The sequence below is a fragment of the Bacteroides stercorirosoris genome (assembly GCF_900142015.1).
Taxonomy (GTDB): domain Bacteria; phylum Bacteroidota; class Bacteroidia; order Bacteroidales; family Bacteroidaceae; genus Bacteroides; species Bacteroides stercorirosoris.
Genome location: NZ_FQZN01000010.1, coordinates 90224 through 110326, shown reverse-complemented (window position 1 = coordinate 110326; position 20103 = coordinate 90224). Strand labels below are relative to the sequence as shown.

General features: G+C 43.2%; 15 protein-coding genes. 7 read left to right on the top strand and 8 right to left on the bottom strand.

The window, feature by feature from the left end:
* Window positions 1-107 precede the first annotated feature (107 nt).
* The 3 genes from BUC01_RS09395 to BUC01_RS09385 are packed head-to-tail and all read left to right on the top strand — an operon-like array spanning window position 108 to window position 4589.
* Complete coding sequence (locus BUC01_RS09395) at window positions 108-1595, top strand: arabinan endo-1,5-alpha-L-arabinosidase (RefSeq protein WP_025831689.1); 1488 nt, start codon at window positions 108-110, stop codon at window positions 1593-1595.
* Between the two features lie 25 nt (window positions 1596-1620).
* Window positions 1621-3603: an alpha-L-arabinofuranosidase C-terminal domain-containing protein gene (locus BUC01_RS09390; protein ID WP_073313500.1), complete on the top strand. Its 1983-nt coding sequence runs from the start codon at window positions 1621-1623 to the stop codon at window positions 3601-3603.
* A 5-nt stretch (window positions 3604-3608) separates the two neighbouring features.
* Complete coding sequence (locus BUC01_RS09385) at window positions 3609-4589, top strand: glycoside hydrolase family 43 protein (RefSeq protein ID WP_025831691.1); 981 nt, start codon at window positions 3609-3611, stop codon at window positions 4587-4589.
* Between the two features lie 127 nt (window positions 4590-4716).
* Here the strand turns inward: BUC01_RS09385 and galK are convergent, their stop codons facing one another.
* Genes galK through BUC01_RS09370 form a run of 3 tightly spaced genes read right to left on the bottom strand, consistent with a single transcriptional unit; the run spans window position 4717 to window position 8414 of the window.
* A complete protein-coding gene (galK, locus tag BUC01_RS09380; protein WP_073313499.1) occupies window positions 4717-5871 on the bottom strand; it encodes a galactokinase in 1155 nt (384 codons plus the stop codon).
* Between the two features lie 54 nt (window positions 5872-5925).
* Window positions 5926-7272 carry an MFS transporter gene (locus BUC01_RS09375; RefSeq protein ID WP_025831692.1) on the bottom strand — a complete coding sequence of 449 codons (1347 nt, stop codon included), beginning with the start codon at window positions 7270-7272 and terminating at the stop codon, window positions 5926-5928.
* Window positions 7273-7316: 44 nt separating this feature from the next.
* Window positions 7317-8414: an aldose epimerase family protein gene (locus BUC01_RS09370; protein WP_025831694.1), complete on the bottom strand. Its 1098-nt coding sequence runs from the start codon at window positions 8412-8414 to the stop codon at window positions 7317-7319.
* A gap of 199 nt (window positions 8415-8613) precedes the next feature.
* On the opposite strand from BUC01_RS09370, the gene BUC01_RS09365 reads away from it, so the two are divergent.
* Entirely contained in the window at window positions 8614-9591 is a 978-nt protein-coding gene (locus BUC01_RS09365; RefSeq protein ID WP_025831696.1) for a type I phosphomannose isomerase catalytic subunit, read from the top strand.
* 65 nt (window positions 9592-9656) lie between these two features.
* Here BUC01_RS09365 and BUC01_RS09360 read toward each other — a convergent pair whose 3' ends face one another.
* The 3 genes from BUC01_RS09360 to BUC01_RS09350 are packed head-to-tail and all read right to left on the bottom strand — an operon-like array spanning window position 9657 to window position 10523.
* Window positions 9657-9917, bottom strand: coding sequence for a hypothetical protein (locus BUC01_RS09360; protein WP_369862563.1), 261 nt, complete (start codon window positions 9915-9917; stop codon window positions 9657-9659).
* Window positions 9918-9924: 7 nt separating this feature from the next.
* Window positions 9925-10284, bottom strand: coding sequence for a phage holin family protein (locus tag BUC01_RS09355; protein ID WP_025831700.1), 360 nt, complete (start codon window positions 10282-10284; stop codon window positions 9925-9927).
* A gap of 32 nt (window positions 10285-10316) precedes the next feature.
* Complete coding sequence (locus tag BUC01_RS09350; protein WP_073313498.1) at window positions 10317-10523, bottom strand: YtxH domain-containing protein; 207 nt, start codon at window positions 10521-10523, stop codon at window positions 10317-10319.
* Window positions 10524-11293: 770 nt separating this feature from the next.
* Between BUC01_RS09350 and BUC01_RS09345 the strand changes: the two genes are divergently transcribed.
* Both BUC01_RS09345 and BUC01_RS09340 read left to right on the top strand, forming a co-directional pair.
* Complete coding sequence (locus BUC01_RS09345) at window positions 11294-11704, top strand: lipocalin-like domain-containing protein (protein WP_025831702.1); 411 nt, start codon at window positions 11294-11296, stop codon at window positions 11702-11704.
* A 52-nt stretch (window positions 11705-11756) separates the two neighbouring features.
* Window positions 11757-12263: an SPOR domain-containing protein gene (locus BUC01_RS09340; protein WP_073313536.1), complete on the top strand. Its 507-nt coding sequence runs from the start codon at window positions 11757-11759 to the stop codon at window positions 12261-12263.
* A 186-nt stretch (window positions 12264-12449) separates the two neighbouring features.
* On the opposite strand, the gene BUC01_RS09335 is transcribed toward BUC01_RS09340, so the two are convergent.
* Both BUC01_RS09335 and BUC01_RS09330 read right to left on the bottom strand, forming a co-directional pair.
* Complete coding sequence (locus BUC01_RS09335) at window positions 12450-14600, bottom strand: polysaccharide lyase 8 family protein (protein ID WP_025831704.1); 2151 nt, start codon at window positions 14598-14600, stop codon at window positions 12450-12452.
* A gap of 45 nt (window positions 14601-14645) precedes the next feature.
* Entirely contained in the window at window positions 14646-15755 is a 1110-nt protein-coding gene (locus BUC01_RS09330) for a glycoside hydrolase family 88/105 protein (RefSeq protein ID WP_025831706.1), read from the bottom strand.
* A 310-nt stretch (window positions 15756-16065) separates the two neighbouring features.
* On the opposite strand from BUC01_RS09330, the gene BUC01_RS09325 reads away from it, so the two are divergent.
* Window positions 16066-20025 carry a hybrid sensor histidine kinase/response regulator transcription factor gene (locus tag BUC01_RS09325; RefSeq protein WP_083595456.1) on the top strand — a complete coding sequence of 1320 codons (3960 nt, stop codon included), beginning with the start codon at window positions 16066-16068 and terminating at the stop codon, window positions 20023-20025.
* Window positions 20026-20103 lie beyond the last annotated feature (78 nt).

Genomic DNA, 20103 nt, shown 5'->3' with positions numbered 1-20103 from the left:
CTTTTTTACCATAATTGATTGATTGTCCACCTTAAATATCCGTTTGTCCACCTTCCGACATCCGGCGGGGCGTATTTTTGCAACAGAAATTATTATTTGCTGATATTATGAGAAACTTACTACACGTAACTGTACTACTAATGAGCAGCCTGTTTGTCGGTTGCACCTCTTCTGTCTTTATCCCTACTGCTTCACCTAATCCGTGGGCAGATGATTACTCTTCACTATCTTCCATGGAGAATTACCGTTCATGGGGTGCTTACAATGTACACGATCCGTCTTGCCGTAAGATAGGCGATTATTACTATATGTATTCCACGGATGCTATCTTCCGGGAAAATCGTAAAGAAGCCAAAGAAAAGGGTGTGCCTTTGGGCTTTATTCAGATGCGTCGTTCCAAAGACCTGGTGAATTGGGAATTTCTGGGTTGGGCATTGCCCGAGATTCCGCAGGAAGCGGTAGAGTGGGTGCGCTCTCATGCAGGAGGGCATGGGGCGACAAATGTCTGGGCACCTTATATCATTCCCTATAATAATAAGTATAGATTGTATTACTGCGTGTCGGCTTTCGGACGAAAGACATCCTATATCGGATTGGCAGAATCAGATTCGCCCGAAGGCCCTTGGACGTTGGCCGGGTGTGCTGTTAAGACAGATGATACGACAGCCATGAATGCTATCGATCCCAGTATCACTGTAGACCCTTCAACCGGTAAGTGGTGGATGCATTACGGTTCATTCTTCGGTGGTCTGTATTGTGTGGAACTGAATCCGGAAACCGGTCTTCCTATGCTGGATGGTGACAGGGGGCATCTGGTAGCCCGTCGCGCCAATTATAAAAAGGATAATCTGGAAGCTCCGGAAATTATCTATAATCCGGATTTGAAAGAATACTATCTGTTTGTGTCCTATGATCCGTTGATGACAACCTATAATGTACGTGTGGGACGTTCAGACAAAGCGGAAGGTCCGTTTATTGATTACTTCGGCAAAGAGCTGAAAGATACGACGAATAACTTTCCTATCCTGACAGCTCCTTACCGTTTCAAGAACCATCCGGGTTGGGCAGGCACAGCGCATTGTGCTGTGTTCACTTCAGATGACGGACAATATTTCATGGCTCATCAGGGACGCTTGTCACCGCAAAACCAGATGATGGATCTCCATGTGCGACAAGTCTTTTTTACTAAAGATGGATGGCCTGTCGTATCGCCTGAACGTTATGCTGATAGTAAACCCCGGGAGTTCTCTGCGGCAGATTTAGTGGGCGAGTGGGAAATTATCCGTGTACAGGAACCTCTGTATGAACGCAAACTGGAAGCAGGACAGATATTGTGGGGTGAAGGTGAACTGCAAGATGAAGAATGGAACATGTCCCACCTCTTATATCTGGAGAAAGATGGAAAGTTAGGAGAGGATAAAGGAACCTGGGATTTTGCCAAAGAAGACCAATCCTTACAACTGACACTCAATGGAGAAGTGGTGAAGAACCTGATTGTGTTTGCCGGGCACGACTGGGAGAATGAAACAGAAACTGTCCTCTTTACAGGACTGGATAGCCGTGGGCGCTCCGTATGGGGAAAAAGAACTAAATAACCAATTATAATTTTATTTTAAAACCATGAAAAGATACACTGGATTATTAGCGGCGCTGACCCTTACCGCAGGTATGGCGCTTCAGGCACAAACCAATGAGTTTGTGATACAAACCAAGAAATTAGGCGCAGAGATTCAGCCTACTATGTATGGGCTGTTCTTTGAGGATATCAATTATGCCGCTGACGGCGGACTTTATGCCGAGTTAGTGAAGAACCGTTCGTTTGAGTTCCCGCAACATCTGATGGGATGGAAAACCTTTGGTAATGTAACGCTTCAAGATGACGGTCCTTTTGAAAGGAATCCGCACTATGTCCGCCTGGCTGACCCGGGGCATCCGCATAAGCATACGGGATTGGATAATGAAGGTTTCTTCGGTATCGGTGTAAAAGCAGGAGAGGAGTATCGCTTCTCTGTATGGGCACGTTTGCCCCAAGGCGGAACATCCGAAAAAATCCGTATTGAACTTGTAGATACTAAATCTATGGGTGAACACCATGCTTTTGCTACTGAGACATTGACGGTTGATTCGAAAGAATGGAAAAAGTATCAGGTTATCCTAAAACCAGGTATAACTGATTCGAAGTCGACTCTTCGTATTTTCCTGGCATCAAAGGGTACGGTTGATTTGGAGCATGTCTCTCTTTTCCCGGTCGATACCTGGAAAGGACATGAGAATGGTTTGCGTAAAGACCTTGCGCAAGCTTTGGCTGATATCAAGCCGGGTGTGTTCCGCTTTCCCGGTGGATGTATTGTAGAAGGGACAGATTTAGCTACACGCTATGACTGGAAGAAGTCTGTAGGTCCGGTAGAGAACCGTCCGTTGAATGAGAACCGTTGGGAATATACTTTCCCGCATCGTTTCTATCCCGATTATTTCCAAAGCTACGGATTGGGATTCTTTGAGTTCTTCCAGCTTTCGGAGGAAATAGGAGCAGAGCCGCTTCCTGTGCTGAGTTGCGGTCTGTCTTGCCAGTTCCAGAATTCAGATGCAGAGGCGCATGTGGCTGTTTGCGATTTGGATAGCTATGTGCAGGATGCTCTTGATCTGATTGAATTTGCCAATGGGGATGTGACCACGAAATGGGGAAAACTGCGTGCCGATATGGGACACCCTGCATCGTTCAACCTGAAATTCATTGGTATAGGCAATGAGCAATGGGGACCGGAATACCCGGAGCATCTCGAACCATTTATCAAGGCTATTCGTAAAGCCTATCCGGATATCAAGATTATCGGAAGCTCCGGCCCGGACTCTGAAGGAAAACAATTCGAATATCTATGGCCGGAAATGAAACGCCTGAAGGTTGACTTGGTGGATGAACATTTCTATCGTCCCGAAAACTGGTTCCTGAATGAGGGGGCACGTTATGATAACTATGACCGTAAAGGTCCGAAAGTGTTTGCAGGAGAATATGCTTGTCATGGTAAGGGGAAGAAATGGAACCATTTTAATGCCGCTCTGCTTGAAGCTGCATTTATGACCGGATTAGAGCGCAATGCAGATATTGTACACATGGCCACTTATGCTCCTTTGTTTGCTCATGTGGAAGGATGGCAATGGCGCCCGGATATGATTTGGTTTGATAATCTCAACTCTGTCCGTACTGTAAGTTACTATGTGCAGCAACTCTATGGGCATCACAAGGGCACTAATGTGCTTTCTTTGACGATGAATAAGAAGGCTGTAACAGGTGCCGAAGATCAGAATGGACTGTTTGCAAGTGCGGTCTATGATAAGGATAAGAATGAAATTATAGTAAAGGTGGCCAATACTTCCGATAAGGCCCAACCTCTGTCTTTGAAGTTTGAAGGATTGAAGAAACAGGATATACTGTCCGGTGGACGTTGCATTAAACTTCGTTCGGCTGATCCTGACAAAGATAATACGATTGAGCAGCCGTCTGCCATTCAACCGCAGGAAACTCCGGTTGCCATTGATGGGCAAGTGTTGAATGTAGAGTTGGAACCGAAGACATTTGCTGTTTATATCTTCAAAAAAGGATGAAACTAATGGATAGATTTAGAGTTAATAAGGTTAGATTTTGGGTGATTTCTTTTGTACTGGTAGCCTCACAAGGGCTATCAGCACAAAGAGATACCACTTTTGTAGCTGATGGTAATCCGATTATCAAATACAAATATACGGCTGATCCCGGTGCGATGGTGCATGATGGTAAGGTGTACATCTATGCCGGACATGATGAGTGCCCGCCACCGGCTGAGCATTATCTCCTGAATGACTGGTGCGTCTTTTCTTCATCCGACATGAAGACATGGACGGAACATCCCGTACCCTTGAAAGCAAAAGATTTCTCTTGGGCGAAGGGGGAAGCATGGGCAAGCCAGGTAATCGAACGTGACGGTAAGTTCTATTGGTATGTTACCGTGGAGCATAAGGATGTTCCCGGAAAGTCTATTGGTGTGGCTGTTGCCGATTCACCGCTCGGTCCTTTTGTCGATGCCCGTGGCTCTGCTTTAATTACCAATGATATGACTACAGAGCGAACTAAAATCTACTGGGATGATATTGACCCGACAGTCTTTATAGACGATGACGGACAAGCTTATTTGTATTGGGGTAATACCCAGTGCTATTATGCCAAGTTAAAGAAGAATATGATTGAACTGGATGGTCCGATTGTTTATGTAGATCTGCCTCGTTTTACGGAAGCCCCCTGGATACATAAGCGTGGCGACTGGTACTACCTTTCTTACGCATCTGAGTTTCCCGAGAAGATTTGCTATGCAATGAGCCGTAGTATCATCGGGCCTTGGGAATATAAAGGAATACTGAATGAAATAGCCGGTAATTCAAATACCAATCATCAGGCGATCATCGAATTTAAAGGCGATTGGTACTTCATCTATCACAATGGCGGAATTAACCCCGCAGGAGGAAGCTATAGGCGTTCTGTGTGCATTGATTGTTTGTATTACAATGAAGACGGAACCATGAAGCGGATTCAGATGACAACAGAAGGAGTGCAATAGGTTTAGATATTAGAATATACTGAAGGTTAGATTAGGTTAGTTAATTAGTTTATTTGAAAAAGGCTGAAAAGATAAGAGCGTCTCCCCGTGATGGGAAGACGCCCTTTTAAATTGAGTTGGATTGTTTTTAAACTAATCTGCGTGCACCGTCGCTGATAACTACATCGTAAACTTTCGGGCTTCTGCCGAACTTTTCTTTGAATTTATCTTTGGCATTCTGGATGAATGTATCATACAACTCTTCTTTCACCAGGTTGATTGTGCAACCACCGAAGCCACCGCCCATCACACGTGAACCTGTTACTCCGCAGTCAAATGCAAGATCATTCAGGAAGTCGAGTTCTTCGCAGCTAACTTCGTAAAGTTTGCTCATACCATGATGTGTCTCATACATTTTCTGGCCTACAGTTTCGTAATCACCTCTTTCCAAAGCATCACAAACATCGAGTACGCGTTGGATTTCTTCGATTACATACTCTGCACGCATGAAGTCTTCTTCGCTGATTTCAGCTTTTGACTCTTGCAACATCTCCATTGTACAGTCGCGCAGGAATTCTACGTGCGGATGTTTTTTCTGGATAGCGGCAACAGCAGCTTCGCAACTTTGACGACACTTGTTGTATGCTGAAGAAGCCAATTCATGCTTAACTACGGAGTCTACCAATACCAGACGATAGCCTTGCGGATCGAATGGGAAGTATTGATACTCCAGTGAACGGCAGTCCAGACGGATAAGGCTACCTTGCTTGCCAAATACGGAAGCGAATTGGTCCATAATACCACAGTTTACACCGCAGTAGTTATGTTCAGTAGCTTGTCCCACTTTAGCCAGTTCAAACTTGTCTATCTTGTTGTCACCGAACAGATCGTTCAATGCATAAGCATACGTACTCTCCAAAGCGGCAGATGAAGACATACCTGCACCCAAAGGCACATCACCGGAAAAAGCTGTATTGAAGCCCTTTACATCAACGCCACGCTTAATCATCTCACGGCATACACCGAAGATATATCTTGCCCAGCTTGCACGGGGAGCGTCTTCTTCCTTCAAACCGAACTCTACATAGTCCTTCAAATCGATGGAATAAGCCTTCACTATGTCAGTGCCATTCGGCTTAATTTCAGCAACCATGCCTTTGTCGATTGCTCCGGGGAATACAAAACCACCGTTATAGTCTGTATGCTCACCAATGAGGTTGATGCGTCCCGGAGAAGCGTAAACTGCTCCTGTTGTTCCGTCAAAATGCTTGATGAAACGGCTTCTTACGTGTTCTATATCCATGATATTTTCAAATTTATAAGTGAATAAATTAATTACCTATACTCTTGTTAGTTATTATTTATCATCTACAGGGATGTCTTTGTTTACGTTTTTGCAGCCTACCAAGCCGTAGAACAGCAGATAAGCAAGAGCTACGATAATCAGCCAGTAGCTGGCCATATAGCCTGCAGAGTCAGAGATGCTTTGCTGAATCAACGGCAGTACACCACCACCCACAACCATCATCATAAAAATGCCGGATGCCTGTGCTGTATATTTTCCTAATCCTTCTACTGCCAGGTTGAAGATACCACCCCACATTACAGAAGTACAAAGACCGCACAATACAAGGAATAATGCGCTGACTGGTACTTGTGCCATCATGAAACCTTCACCTACAGTGTAACCCGGCATTGAAACTGTTACAGTTTTCGGAGTGAAGATAGCAATCAATACGAAAACGATAGCAGTAGCAGATACAACGATCAACTGTGTGCGGCTGGAAACCTTACCACTGATGGCACTACTTGCAGTACGTCCCACAAGCATCAACAGCCAATAGATGGCAGCAATAGCACCACCGATAGCAGCACCGTTCGTCAGAATTCCGGCACCCTTATCACTTGGGTCGGCAAGATAGAAGTTCAAAGTTCCCGGTATACCAATTTCGATACCTACATAGATGAAGATACCAACTACACCCAATACAGTGTGACGGAAACTCCAAGGACTGTGGGAGAATTTTTCTTTTTTCATTCCACCTTTCTGAAGATGGGGCTCAGGAATGGCAACAAATGAAATTACGATAAATGCAGCTACGAATACTCCCATTGCTACGAAGAGGAGAGGAGCAACATCTGACATGGCTGTCTTTACAGTTACTGTACCTATCAAAGCGCCTACGAACAACGGAGTCAACGTACCGGACAAAGAGTTAAGAGCTCCACCGGTTTGAATCAATTGGTTACCTTTGTTGCCACCACCACCAAGGAGGTTCAACATCGGGTTCACCACTGTGTTAAGCATACATACACAGAAACCGCAGATGAATGCACCCAACAGATAGATGATGAAATTTAATTTGATAACATACTCACCGAAAGCAAAAACTTCGGCATCTGCTCCAAACAAGCTGGAGAGGTATTGTGTGAACAAACCGAGGAAACCTACTGCCATTGCAATCAATGCCGTTTTCTTGTAACCGATCTTAACGAGCATGTTACCGGCAGGGATTCCCATAAACAGATATGCCAGGAAGTTCATCATATTTCCCATCATACCCAAAGTGTTCGAACCTGCATATTCATTTCTCCAGATTGTACCGAACGGTGCAGCAAGATTGGTAACGAAGGAAATCATCGCAAAAATAAAGAACATGGTAATAATAGCGACAAGATTACCGTTCTGTTTTTGTTGTGTCATGGTTTTTAATAAATTATTAGTTTATAAAATTAGGTTAGTTATATTCATTCTTGTACACCGAACTTGTAAATGGTTACTTGTTGGTATTCGTCGCCCGGAAGCAATACTGCCGACGGGAAGTGTGGTTTATTAGGAGTATCGGGGAAACATTGGGCTTCGAAGCAAACGGCACTTCGTGCGGGGAAAGTTGCTCCGTGTGCACCGGCAAAGCCGCCCAGCCAGTTTCCTGTGTAAAGCTGCACACCGTTCTCTGTGGTATATACTTCCATGGTACGTCCGCTTTCCGGTTCCGTATAAGTAGCGGCAAGGCTTAATTCGCCACTTTCCGTTTTATTCAATACATAGCAATGGTCATAACCGGCACCATTCACTAATTGCTGGAACTTGTCATCAATGCGTTCACCGATTGCATGCGGCGTGCGGAAGTCCATAGGAGTACCTTCTACCTTCAGGATTTCTCCAGTCGGGATGGACACTTCGTCAATGGGAGTATAATGATCAGCGTTGATAGTAATGATATGGTTCAGAACCGTAGGGGTGGGATTGGCAATTCCTGCCAGATTGAAGAAACCGTGGTTGGTGAGATTAACGACTGTTGCCTTGTCAGTGGTAGCCCGGTATTCGATAACCAGTGCGTTGGTTTCATCTTCCAGGCGATAAGTCATTTCTACTTCCAGATTTCCGGGGAAGCCCTCTTCACCATCGGCGGATGTATAGTTGAAGACAACGGTTGTCGGGTCCGGTTGAACAGCATCCCATACTCTGGCGTGGAAACCTGTGGGTCCGCCGTGCAGGGAATTTGGCCCGTTGTTGATTGTCAGATTGTGCTCTTCGCCGTAGAGAGTGAACTTTCCTTTGGCGATGCGGTTGCCATAGCGTCCGATAGTTGTGTTGAGGAAAGGCTCGGGGCTATTGACTACATGGTCTATACTATCGTGACCCAGAATCACGTTGGCGTATTTCCCTTTTTTGTCGGGTACCATAATGGAAAGGATGGCGCATCCGTAGTTAGTTACTGCAACTTCCATTCCCTGAGCGTTTTTCAGAATAAATAAATCAGTTTTCTTGTTATTTATATCTTTTTGAAAGTCTTCCTTGTTTAAACCAGACAAGTTACTTTCTGTTGACACGGTGTTTATCATATCCATGGTATAATTTAAATTTCTTGCAAATAAAAAGAAATTCTTCCGTACTCCCAAGTGTTTATCTTGAAATGTGAAGAACATTTTAGGAAAGTTTAGCGTTTAACATTTACGAGGCGAATTGATATTTTTTGTAAGTTTGTCGCGTTAATCTAAAAAAATGTAACATTTTTATTTAAAGCTCTAACAAAAACTACGAATGTATCCTTTGAAATTCGAGCCTATTCTGAAGCAAACGCTTTGGGGAGGCGACAAAATTATTGCTTTTAAGCAATTGAATGAAACGCTATCCGGAGTAGGCGAAAGCTGGGAAATCTCGGCTGTAGAAAACAACGAGTCTGTTGTTGCCAATGGCCCTGACAAAGGGCTTACGCTCCCAGAGATGGTGGGAAAATACCGTCAGGAACTGGTCGGCGAAGTGAATTATTCTCGTTTCGGCACCAAATTTCCCTTGTTAATAAAGTTCATTGATGCCAGGTTGGATTTGTCTATCCAGGTGCATCCGGGAGACGAACTGGCGAGAAAACGCCACAACTCTTTCGGCAAGAATGAAATGTGGTATGTGGTTTCTGCGGATAAAGGGGCAAAGCTGATTTCCGGCTTTTCCGAGCAAATTACTCCGAAGGAATATAAGGAAAGAGTTTATAACGGGACATTTGCTGAAGTGCTGCAAACGTGCGATGTGAAACCGGGGGATGTGTTCTATGTTCCTGCAGGACGTGTACATGGTATCGGAGCCGGTGCTTTTGTTGCCGAAATTCAGCAGACTTCGGACATCACTTATCGTATTTTCGACTACAACCGGAAAGATAAGGAAGGAAAATCCCGTGAATTGCACACGACCCAGGCTACCGAGGCTATTAACTTTACCGATGTGCAGGATGATTTCCGTACTGAGTACGACCACCTGGAGAATGAACCGGTGGAATTGGTTGCCAGCCCTTACTTCACGACTTCTCTTTATGACATGACGGAAGAAATCACATGTGACTATTCTGAACTGGACTCATTTGTGATTTTCATTTGTGTGGAAGGTGCATGCCGCCTTACGGATGACAGCCAGAATGAAATCACGCTCCGTGCCGGAGAGACAGTGTTGCTGCCTGCATCCACGCAGGAAGTTACGATTGTGCCCGAAGAAGGCGGTAGCGTGAAGCTACTCGAAACGTACGTATAAAATGCTACGATTTGATAAAAAGATGGCTGCGTTTCATTGAAGCGCAGCCATTTTTTTTGATTTTGTTATTTCTTGGAACTGAACATCCTTCTGACTCTTTTCATCATTCTTAATCCCAGCATTACTCCGTCAAAGACGGCCATACCTGTATTGAAAGCACGCATGATGGCGTTACCTTTGTCGGCTGCAGGAGCAAGCGGGGCGAACAGGTCTCTGGCCGTATCCGTCATTATCTGTTTCTGCAAATGCAATTTCTTACGCACTTCTTGTTTTCGTTGCGCAATGCTTTCAAGGGTGATGGAGGTTGTATCGGGCGTATTATTCATGATGAAATCATTTGTTATTATCAAAGAACAGTCCCGCAATGAAGCTTACCATCGGATTAATGATGAGTTGTTTGCGGAAAATAATTGTTAATAAAATCAGCAGAATGTGGAAACAGGCTATGATACTGAAACTTACCGTCAGTCCGCCCACGAGCGGATCTAAAATGTAAGCCAAAGCAAACGACAAATAAAACAGTGCCACCATGCCAAGGGTAATTACCACCAAGAGTAAAATCAAGGCGGAAAGCAGGATTGATAATTTTTCGGTTATCTCCAGTTGGGTGTATTCTTTCTGTAGTTTCAGATACTTCTTGACCTCGAAGAATAATTGTTGGAGAGTGTCAATGCTTTTATCGTCTGCAAACATCATAGTGGCTCTGTTTTTTTTGTAGAATTGATTTATTCGGCTTCGCCTTTAATTTCAGCTGCAATCTCGTCTACCAGGTTCTCCATTTCGGTACGGTTCAGGCGAATACCTTTCTTGCGGAGGATTTCTGCGATTTTGTGACGAGTGTCTTCTCCTTTTTCGGGAGCAAATAAAATACCGAGGGCTGCGCCTACTGCTGCACCGCCCAAAAAAGCTGCAAGTACATTTAATCCTTTCATAATGTTCTCCTTTCTATTTTAAAGAGGTTAATACTACAAAACTAACATTTTTCTTTGAATAGTTGTTCGCTTAACTTCTTTTTTTTTGATATATTTATTTTTTTACTTGGTCAGGTGCTGAGGACTGGTGTTTTCTCCGCTGTTTTCATTCATTTTTATTTGTTTTTCTCAAAATAATAAGCTATATTTGGGAAAACCTCATAAAATATTGCACTATGAAGACTAAATTTGATTATTATTACATGTCTCCCCTTTATGAGTTCAATTATGTTGTTTTGTTCTTTGTTAAGTTGTATAATCGTATTAAACAACGCAAAACAAGTAAAGTTACATTAAATGAATAATGTGAGTCGGATATTCTTTGTCAGGATGCTGTTTGGACTTCTTTCATTACCCATTCAGATTTTCTTCATTGCCTACTTTCTTTTCGTTTAACTATAGTTATTCGCAAGGAACACTATAGTTATCCTTGCGTTTGACTATAGTTATCCGCAAAGTATACTATAGTGCAACGAAGAGAAAGTAGGCAATGAAGTATATCCCGATAGGCAGGCTGTGAAATAAGAAACGCCTGTGAAAGTCATTTCTACAATAGAGAGGTGTCATAGGGGGAAAATAACACCTCTGTCTACATCATGACGAATTAAATTCGACTATTCTCCTCCTCACAGTTTTATCATTTTATTCGTTTAATTAAATTTAACTACAAGAGTAACGTTCAGCTTGATTGTTCCGTGTACATTTGTCCTATTATTCGGAATATGAGCTACATGAGAATACAGAAAAAAAAGATATTTCTGATTATCGGGTTGATAGCACTTATACTGGTTGCTTGTAGTAATACGGACGGCGATTTGGACAATAAGTGGCAATTGAGGCAATATCAATATGCTGACGGTTCCGTGGAGCGTCAGGATAGTATCTTCTATAATTTTCAGAAAGGCAGCTTTTCAGCCATCTGTTTGTTGAAAAATGGTGGCTATCAAACGTTTTTTGGGAATTATTCTTTGAAAGGAGATAAAATTTCTATTATTTTGCTGCCTGAAAGCATAGAGGAAGAAAACTATGCATTGTATATGGGGTGGGAGAATGGAGAACGGACGTTTACAATGGAAGAACTGACTTCTTCATCCCTCCGTTTGGAATACGCAGGAATTCACTATATATTCCGTAAATATTGAGTAGAGTATTTAAAGAATAGACATAGAAATTATTAACAAAAACAATATGATTATGAAAAAATTAGCCATTTTAGGAATGGGATTGTGCGTTGTATTGGCATTCTCTTCTTGTAAATCAAGTGAAAGCGCTTATAAAAAAGCATATGAGAAGGCAAAGCAACAAGAGTTGGCTGAACCTCAGACTACCGAACCGGTAGAAGTATCTCCGGTAGTCAGTGCTCCGGTTGAAGCCAAGGTAGTAGAAAGTGTGCCTGTTGCAACTGCTGGTGTACGTCAGGAGAAAGTTGAGGTTGTATCGGGTGTTGGTGGTTTGAAAGACTATAGCGTGGTTTGCGGTAGCTTTAGCGTGAAAGCCAATGCTGAAAGCCTGAAGGATTTTCTGGATAAGGAAGGTTATAGCGCAGTTATCGCCTTTAATCCGGATGCAGCTATGTATCGTGTGATTGTTAGCACTTTCGCTGACAGAGCTTCTGCAGCTGACGCGCGTGATGCTTTCAAATCTAAGTATTCTAATCGTAAGGACTTCCAGAGTGCTTGGTTGCTGTATCGTCTTAAATAAATAGAATTCTTTTTGGTAATTATAGAAAGGGAGTTTTCTCTTTCAAAATAAGGCAGTAGCTGGGAAGTTACTGCCTTTTTTCTGTTTATAAGGTAAAAAATAGAGAAGCCTCAACCGGTTGAGGGGGGCAACTTGGGTTGAGGCTTCTTTTGGGGGATTGTGTCAGTTGATTTTTTAAGGTCTTATTTATTTAAGTTGAATCTTAAATGCCTGGGTACGTCCGGCATAGACATCGCTATTGCTGAAGTCGCAATTAACGGTTCCCGAACGTTTTTTGCTATAAATATTTACGACTATGCCGGACTGGGATTGTGCAGGGTCGGCAATATGAACTTCAGCTTTATCTTTATCTATGTTCTTGATTATCAAAGTGCAACCTTTGTTTGTTCTTACTGTCATGTCTTTGCTGGTGAATTCTCCTGCATTATAAAATACCATCTGCCAGATACCAGCCTTTTTATTTCTTACTACTTGTACATTTTCTGTATTGGCTAAAATTTCGACATTGTTTTTGCGTCGGTAGTTCTTCATCTCCTCGGCGGATTGAATGCCGGGCACAACAATGTAGGCATAAGTTGCCAGTTCCGGTGTAATGCCATGATTCAAACATAGAGTGAATACTTTTTTCTGTATGGCACCTTTGGAAGTGGAATGATTAATATCGTACCAACTTCCTGTTTGCAGTTGGTTGGTTGCAACTACTTGTTGTCCGTCCGGCAGTAAATATCCTACTTTGTTGTGTAGGATCCACTCGGGAGAGCTGTAATTGAAAGTTCCCTCGTTGATATCGGAGATTTTTCCTTTCTGGCAGACTAAGGCACTCTCAGCAGAAGACAGGCATTGATTGATAGTTGTGAATATGGGGTGCGGTGATGTGGAGTGTATGCCTGCCCCAAGACATACTACTTCATCATCGAAAAAGAACCATGCTTTGCGTGCGCTTGTATTGATTCCGGCATACGAGTCTGTGTAGGAATAGACTGATGCTCCGCATAGGCTGTCGGATACGCCTCCGGCAAAGGTTGATGTTCCGGGAGTCTGCCAATCACTGGCTGCCATAGGGATTTCATCAACTTGCGGAGCGGTTGTTCCGGGAATGCGAGTCCAGTTCCAGACGGGGAAGATTTCATCATATTCGTTTCCATCGACTACTATATTGGTACATCCGTCGGACATGAAGTAGGTCTTTAGGTTTTCTCCATTTCCATATTCGCAACGGGCTGTGCGGGTAGATACCATACGCACGTCAAAAGTATAAGTGGGACGTACGTGCAAGGTATAATCTCCCCGGAAATAGTGAGTATGTTTTGCTGCCAGCGCATAATTGGCAGGCTGTTTGCCGTTCAGGCGGGCAATGATTTCTTTAAATTCATTGGCATGCTCCGGGTCCAGTTCAACCATGCGTTTGGCAAATAGTGCTGTGTGTGCCTTTTTGGTGACTCCGGGACGGCTTACGCCTCTTCCTAACACGTCAAACAACATGTATTGACCGCGTATGGTAGAATAATAGGTTTCGCGCATGAATTTGCTTAGTAGGGCTAACTTGTCTTGCGGAATTGCATATTGGGTACCTTTGGTGTACATGGCTATTTGAGTTACCCCTTTCAGAATTTCATCTCCGTATCCACCGATATAGAGTTGTTGTCCGTGCTGGAAGTAACTGTTGTCATGCTGAAACCCTTCTTTTGTGGTATATACAATTGGATTATAAACATTTTCGAGGGCAAATTTCAAGTCTGCTTCATTTTCAGAAAGACATGCACGATATATCCAGTGCAGGGCAATGTCCGTGCGGTTAGCTCCTGTCCATTTGGCGGGATCTCCTCCGTCTGTTTTAATTCTTTCCAGTATTTTATTTTCCAATTCCTTGTTCAACTGTTTTGCTCCTGTCCGCATTTGTATCAGTAATACTCCCAGGCGTTGGGGCTCGGCAATTTGATTGTACCACCAGTTATGACACCAGGGATTGCGCTCATGCCAGTATTCCAGTCCTTGCTGTATTTTGATAAAGAGATTCTCGTCCTTATAATGTTTATTACTCGGATTGGTGTATGCGAATACGAAATTGTACAGGCGGTCGATGTGTTCCAAAGGAGGCCAATTGGTTCGCTGTATGCTGCCATAATCCACATCTGTAAATGATCCGTCAGCCTCATTGTATTTCTTCAGGGCTTCGTCAATGGAAGGGTTCTTGGCGAAGTCAGTCCTGATTTTTTGCATCAATACTTCAAAGTCGTTGTTGTTGCCCGGAGGATTGAGGTTGGCCACTGCATTTGCCTTTGCCGATATCATACTGCTCATGATGAACAATATAATAAGATGAACTGTGATTTTCATATTGTTTTCAACGTTATTAGTTTATATATGATAATTATCTTTTTTCTACTCAGCCATTTTATATATCTGATTTCCGGCCAAAAGGAATGCTCCCACACCATACACCTCCGTCATTTCACGGGTTACTTTCTTCGGGTCAGCACCGATGGGCTGTACATAACCCAGCTTTCCATCTTTTTCTACGGCTTTTACCAGTGCTTTCCATCCTTTTTCGATGACGGGCATGAAAGCTGTTTTATCCAATAACCCTTCATTAACACCATAAGCTAATGCATATACGATGAATCCTGTGGCACTTGTTTCGGGAGAAGGATAAGAGTCCGGATCCAGAAGGCTTGCATGCCAATATCCGTCTTTGCCTTGCAACTGGACTATGCGCTCGGATAGGGTGATGAATAAATCCTGATAGAACTGGCGGTACATGTTGTTGCGTGGCAGGGTTTGCAGAATTTCGCAAAGACCTCCCAAAACCCAGCCGTTTCCGCGTCCCCAGAATACTTTTGCGCCATTGGCTTCTTTTTGTTTGAAATAGCGGTGATCTCTGTAGAACAGTTTTTCTTCTTTATCAAACAAATAGTCGTAAGTTGCCTTATATTCCCGGTTCATGAATTCGATGTATTTCCAGTCGTTTGTCAGCATATACATTTTGGCATATACGGGGGGAGCCATAAATAAGGCATCGCACCATGACCAACGTTCTAAACTGCTCATGTTCCTGTAGTCCAGTTCCAATGTGCTGGCTGACGGGTGATTGATGACGAATTCCGTGCGTGCCAGTGTGGGAAGCAGCATGTTGCGGTCGTGATACTTCTGGTACATATCCAGAAATACCTGCCCTACAGCTATATGATCCGCATGATACATGTATTTCCCTACTTGCCAGGCATTGCGACGGCCAATTTTCATCAACCATTCATAGTAAGAACTGTCTCCGTCTTCTTTCTCCGTTAATTCAGCCCAATCTATCATTCCCATATAGAGTGCGGCATATGTCCAGTTGAGGTCATCATGCTCATGTCCCTTTGCCGGATTGGCTATCTGCCAGTCGGCAACACGTTTCATTATGGATTTTACATCTGTTTTGCTGAAATTGCTCTGCCCATACGTATATATGGCAGCGATGGATAAAATGGAATAAATGATTAAACGTTTCATATCTTTTTTCATGTATTAAAATCAAGAGCAAAGATACCCGTTTTTCTCAATAACTCAGAATCATATTATCCATAGCGGATCCGAATGGACAATTAGTGCCACAAAAATGGACGGATTTGACATGACAGGATGTAAAAAAGGAGTGAAGAGTACATTGTTATTTGAACTCTTTTGGATAATTTTGCAAACACTATGCACGTGGATTAATCTTAAGCACTATATTACTATGAGCCGACTTAGATATATATCGTTATTTGCGTTGATATTATTGTGTGCGGAATCACATGGACAGTATTTTAAGAAATTGACAATGAAAGACGGACTTTCCAGCCCTTCCGTACTTTCTATTTATCAGGATACTTTAGGACGGATGTGGTTCGGAACGAATGAAGGTGTGAATGTCTATGACGGCAATCAGATTTCCAGATATAAGTCTTATGACATTATTAATAATCAGCACTGGGAAAAAGGGCTTATTAATGGGGTCGTCAACGAGATTGTGGGCGATTCGCAGGGGAATGTTCTGATGATAAATAGCGGGTCTCTGATAAAGTATGATATCCGTAAGGAAGCGTTTCGGAAGGTCATTCCGACAGGCGTCGGTGCTTTGGCAGTTTTAGACAAAGAGGTGTGGTGTACCATTCGTGACTCTTTGTTCAGATATGACTCGGAGGAGGATTCATTGCATTTTTATCGCAAGTTGGGTACTGCCACTGTCATGTGCATGGAAAAAATGGGTGAGAAGATATGGATAGGAACGGCAAACGGCTTATATGTATTGGTGGGGGATGAATTAAAATGTGTGTTGCCTGATATTGAAATCTTTAAATTATTTGTGAGTAGCCGTAAGGAGCTGTGGATTGCTTCGCGAATGAAAGGATTATATAAGGTGGGTCGGGATGGAAAGTTAATAAAGGAAGAGCATTCGCCCACACGTGTCGTAAGTTTGCAAATACGAGGTTTTGTGGAGGATGAACGGCAGAATATTTGGTTTGGCACCTTTGAAGGGCTGCAAGTCTATAATCCTTATCTGGATACATATCGCGTTTATCGGCCCGACTATCATCCGGGTTCTTTGGAGCATCAGTCTGTTTTCTCGCTTTATAAAGACAGGCAAGGCACTATCTGGGTGGGTACTTATTATGGCGGCGTTAATTATTTCAATCAGTCGAAAGACGTATTTTTGTATTACCCTCATGATAACGTCAATAATCATTGTCTGAACTTCCCTATTGTGGGGCAGATGGTTGAAGATAAGGACCATAATCTGTGGATTGGCACGGATGGGGGCGGGGTGAACTTACTGAACAGAGCGACCGGAACTTTTACTTATTACACCTCTGCCGGGAAGAATTCCGTTCTGCACAATAATATAAAAACACTGAGTTATGACAGGCAACACGACCGGGTATATATTGGCACATATACTGGGGGAATAAGCTGTTATGACAGAAAAAGCGCCCGTTTCTATCATTATCTGGACCATTACAGGCAGACAGGAGAAGGACCGAATCATATCATCTATCATTCTTTATTTAAAAATGGTTGGTTGTATGTAACTGCCCGTAACGGCTTTTGGCGAATTCATCCGGAACGGAATGAGTTTCAGTTACTTAGTAAAGAACGCCTTTTCCTGACGTTTGAGATGGATTCGAGAGGATACATCTGGTTGGCGGCCGATTTCAAACTTTACAGGATGAAAACAGGGAATTGGGATCAGCTGGAATGCATCAAGTTGGAGGGAGGCACTACTGCCGGTACCCGGATAACCCAGATAATGGAAGCGGCTGACGGGACGGTTTATATTGCTACCTTGGGAGATGGTGTATATTCCTATAGTCATGAAACGGGGAACTGGAAACATTATACAAAAAAGAATAGCCATCTTCTGAGCGATTTTTGCTATAATCTGGCAGAAACACATATGAATAATATTTTGATAACCTGCGATGAGGGTTTTTCTATTTATTCTCCCTTTAATTATTCTATATATTCTATTGAATTGGGGCTTAAGGGCGGCATTTCGGCAGTGGCCGAGGGTGGTGGTATTCTGATGGCCGATGATGATCGGATTTATATGGGAGGAGTGGATGGAATGATTGCATTCAGAGAGAAGGATTTGTATCAGGAGAATGAAGGCGGTGCGTCCGGATTCTATTTCTCCAATCTTTACATCAATAACGTGAAGGTTTCTCCTGATGATGGTTCGGGTGTGTTGTCCCAATCCCTGTCATTTACAAAACATTTGGACCTTTCTGCCGGGCAAAATAATATCATGATTGATTTTTCCAGTTCCAATTACGTGGAACTGGAAGGAAAAGATGAATACCTTTATAAATTGGAAGGTTTTGATAAAGATTGGATTTTGACAGACCAGTTGCGCGTGAATTATACAAATTTGGCTCCGGGCAATTATGTGTTGAAAGTGCGTGAATCGGGAACTAAGGTGAGAAATGAAGAAGGCCAGGAAATAAGGCTTGATATAACGATACATCGTCCTTGGTTTGCTACGTTTTGGGCATTTTTGTTGTACTTTCTTGTGGTTGCGGGCATTGTTTACAGTTTCTGGCGGGTGAAGATGGCACGCAGGGCGTTGGCTTTGTCGTTGGCTGAAGAAAAGAATGAGAAAGAGCGGATAGAAGAGGTAAACAAAGTGAAACTGCGTTTCTTCACAAATATTTCACATGAATTCCGTACTCCGTTGACTTTGATAATTGGCCAGGTAGAGATGCTGTTGCAAATGGAGAAACTGGCTCCTGCCGTAAACAAGCGCTTGCATGGAATACATAAGAATGCGATTAATCTACGTCTTCTCATAACGGAATTGCTGGACTTCCGTAAACAGGAGCAAGGCTTCATGAAACTGAAAGTGGAGCGTGTGGAAGCAGTCTCTTTTGTGCAAGACATCTATCGGTTGTTTGCCGATTTTGCCCGTAAAAGGAATATAGAGTACGCATTTGAAAATACGGGAGAAGAGATTGATTTATGGTTCGATCCGGTGCAGATGCAGAAGGTAGTCTTTAATTTGCTGTCGAACGCATTTAAGTATACCCCGGAAGGAAAAAGTATAAAGGTTTCTGTTAGACGGCAGCAGCGGATGGTTGAGATAGCGGTGGCGGACACCGGTTGTGGGATTTCTCCGGACGACAAGCAAAAGATATTCGAACGTTTCTATCAGGTGGGGGATGAATACTCCGGTAAAGGGCTCATGGGCAGTGGCATAGGGTTAGCCCTGCTTAAAGGGATAGTGGATGCGCATAAGGGAGTAATAAAAGTAGATAGCGTGCTGGGGGAAGGAAGTACTTTCAGGATATGTCTGCCTGTTGGGAACGGACACTTCACACGGGAAGAATTGGAGTATGAAAAGACGGTAAGGGCTTTCTCTGATCATCAGGATATGCTTATGGATGAAATAACGTTGCTGAACGATACGATGGAAAGGAGTGAGGCAGACCTGGATATGATAGAAGACAAAAATGAAGGAATGCCGCGTGTGCTGCTTGTTGAAGATGATGAAGAAGTGTTGGAAATGCTGGTGAGCATCTTTTCGCCCACATACACGGTGTATAAGGCTACTAACGGGCAAGTGGGCTTTGAAATGGCGCAACAGTGGCATCCGGATATTGTGGTCAGCGACGTGATGATGCCGGTGATGTCCGGTAAGGAAATGTGCTATAAAATTAAGAACTGTCTGGAACTGGCATATATGCCGGTAGTATTGCTTACGGCACAAACTTCGGAAGATTGCACGATAGAAGGGTATATGTTTGGTGCGGATGATTATATCACAAAACCGTTTAATGTGAAATTGCTATTAACCCGTTGCGGTAATTTGTTGAAGAGTAGAAAAAAATTGCTCGGTAAAGTGGCACAGGTTGAAGTAACGGCAATTCCGGAAACTGGAATTTTGAATGTAGTGGATCAGGAATTGCTGGATAAAGCAACAAGAATTATAAAACGTAATTTTGATAATCCGGACTTTGATATGAGTATGTTGGCTTCCGAACTGAATATGGGGCGTAGTAAAATGTTTGCCCGTCTGAAAGAAGTGGTAGGGCTCACTCCCAATGAGTTTACTTTAAAACTGAAATTGGAAGAAGCGTTGCGGATGTTACAGGAAGCCCCTCAATATAATATATCGGAGATATCTTATCAATTGGGGTTTGCTTCTCCCCGTTACTTCAGTCGATGCTTCAAGGACTTTTACGGGGTATCTCCGTTGGCTTATCGAAAGGAACCTTCGAATGGAAAGGAAGCGGGACGAAATTAGTAAAGGCCGTAGTAATCAATGCCTTGCATTTACATTGCTTTTCCTTCAGTATGTAAAAGCATTTACCGCAGGATGTAA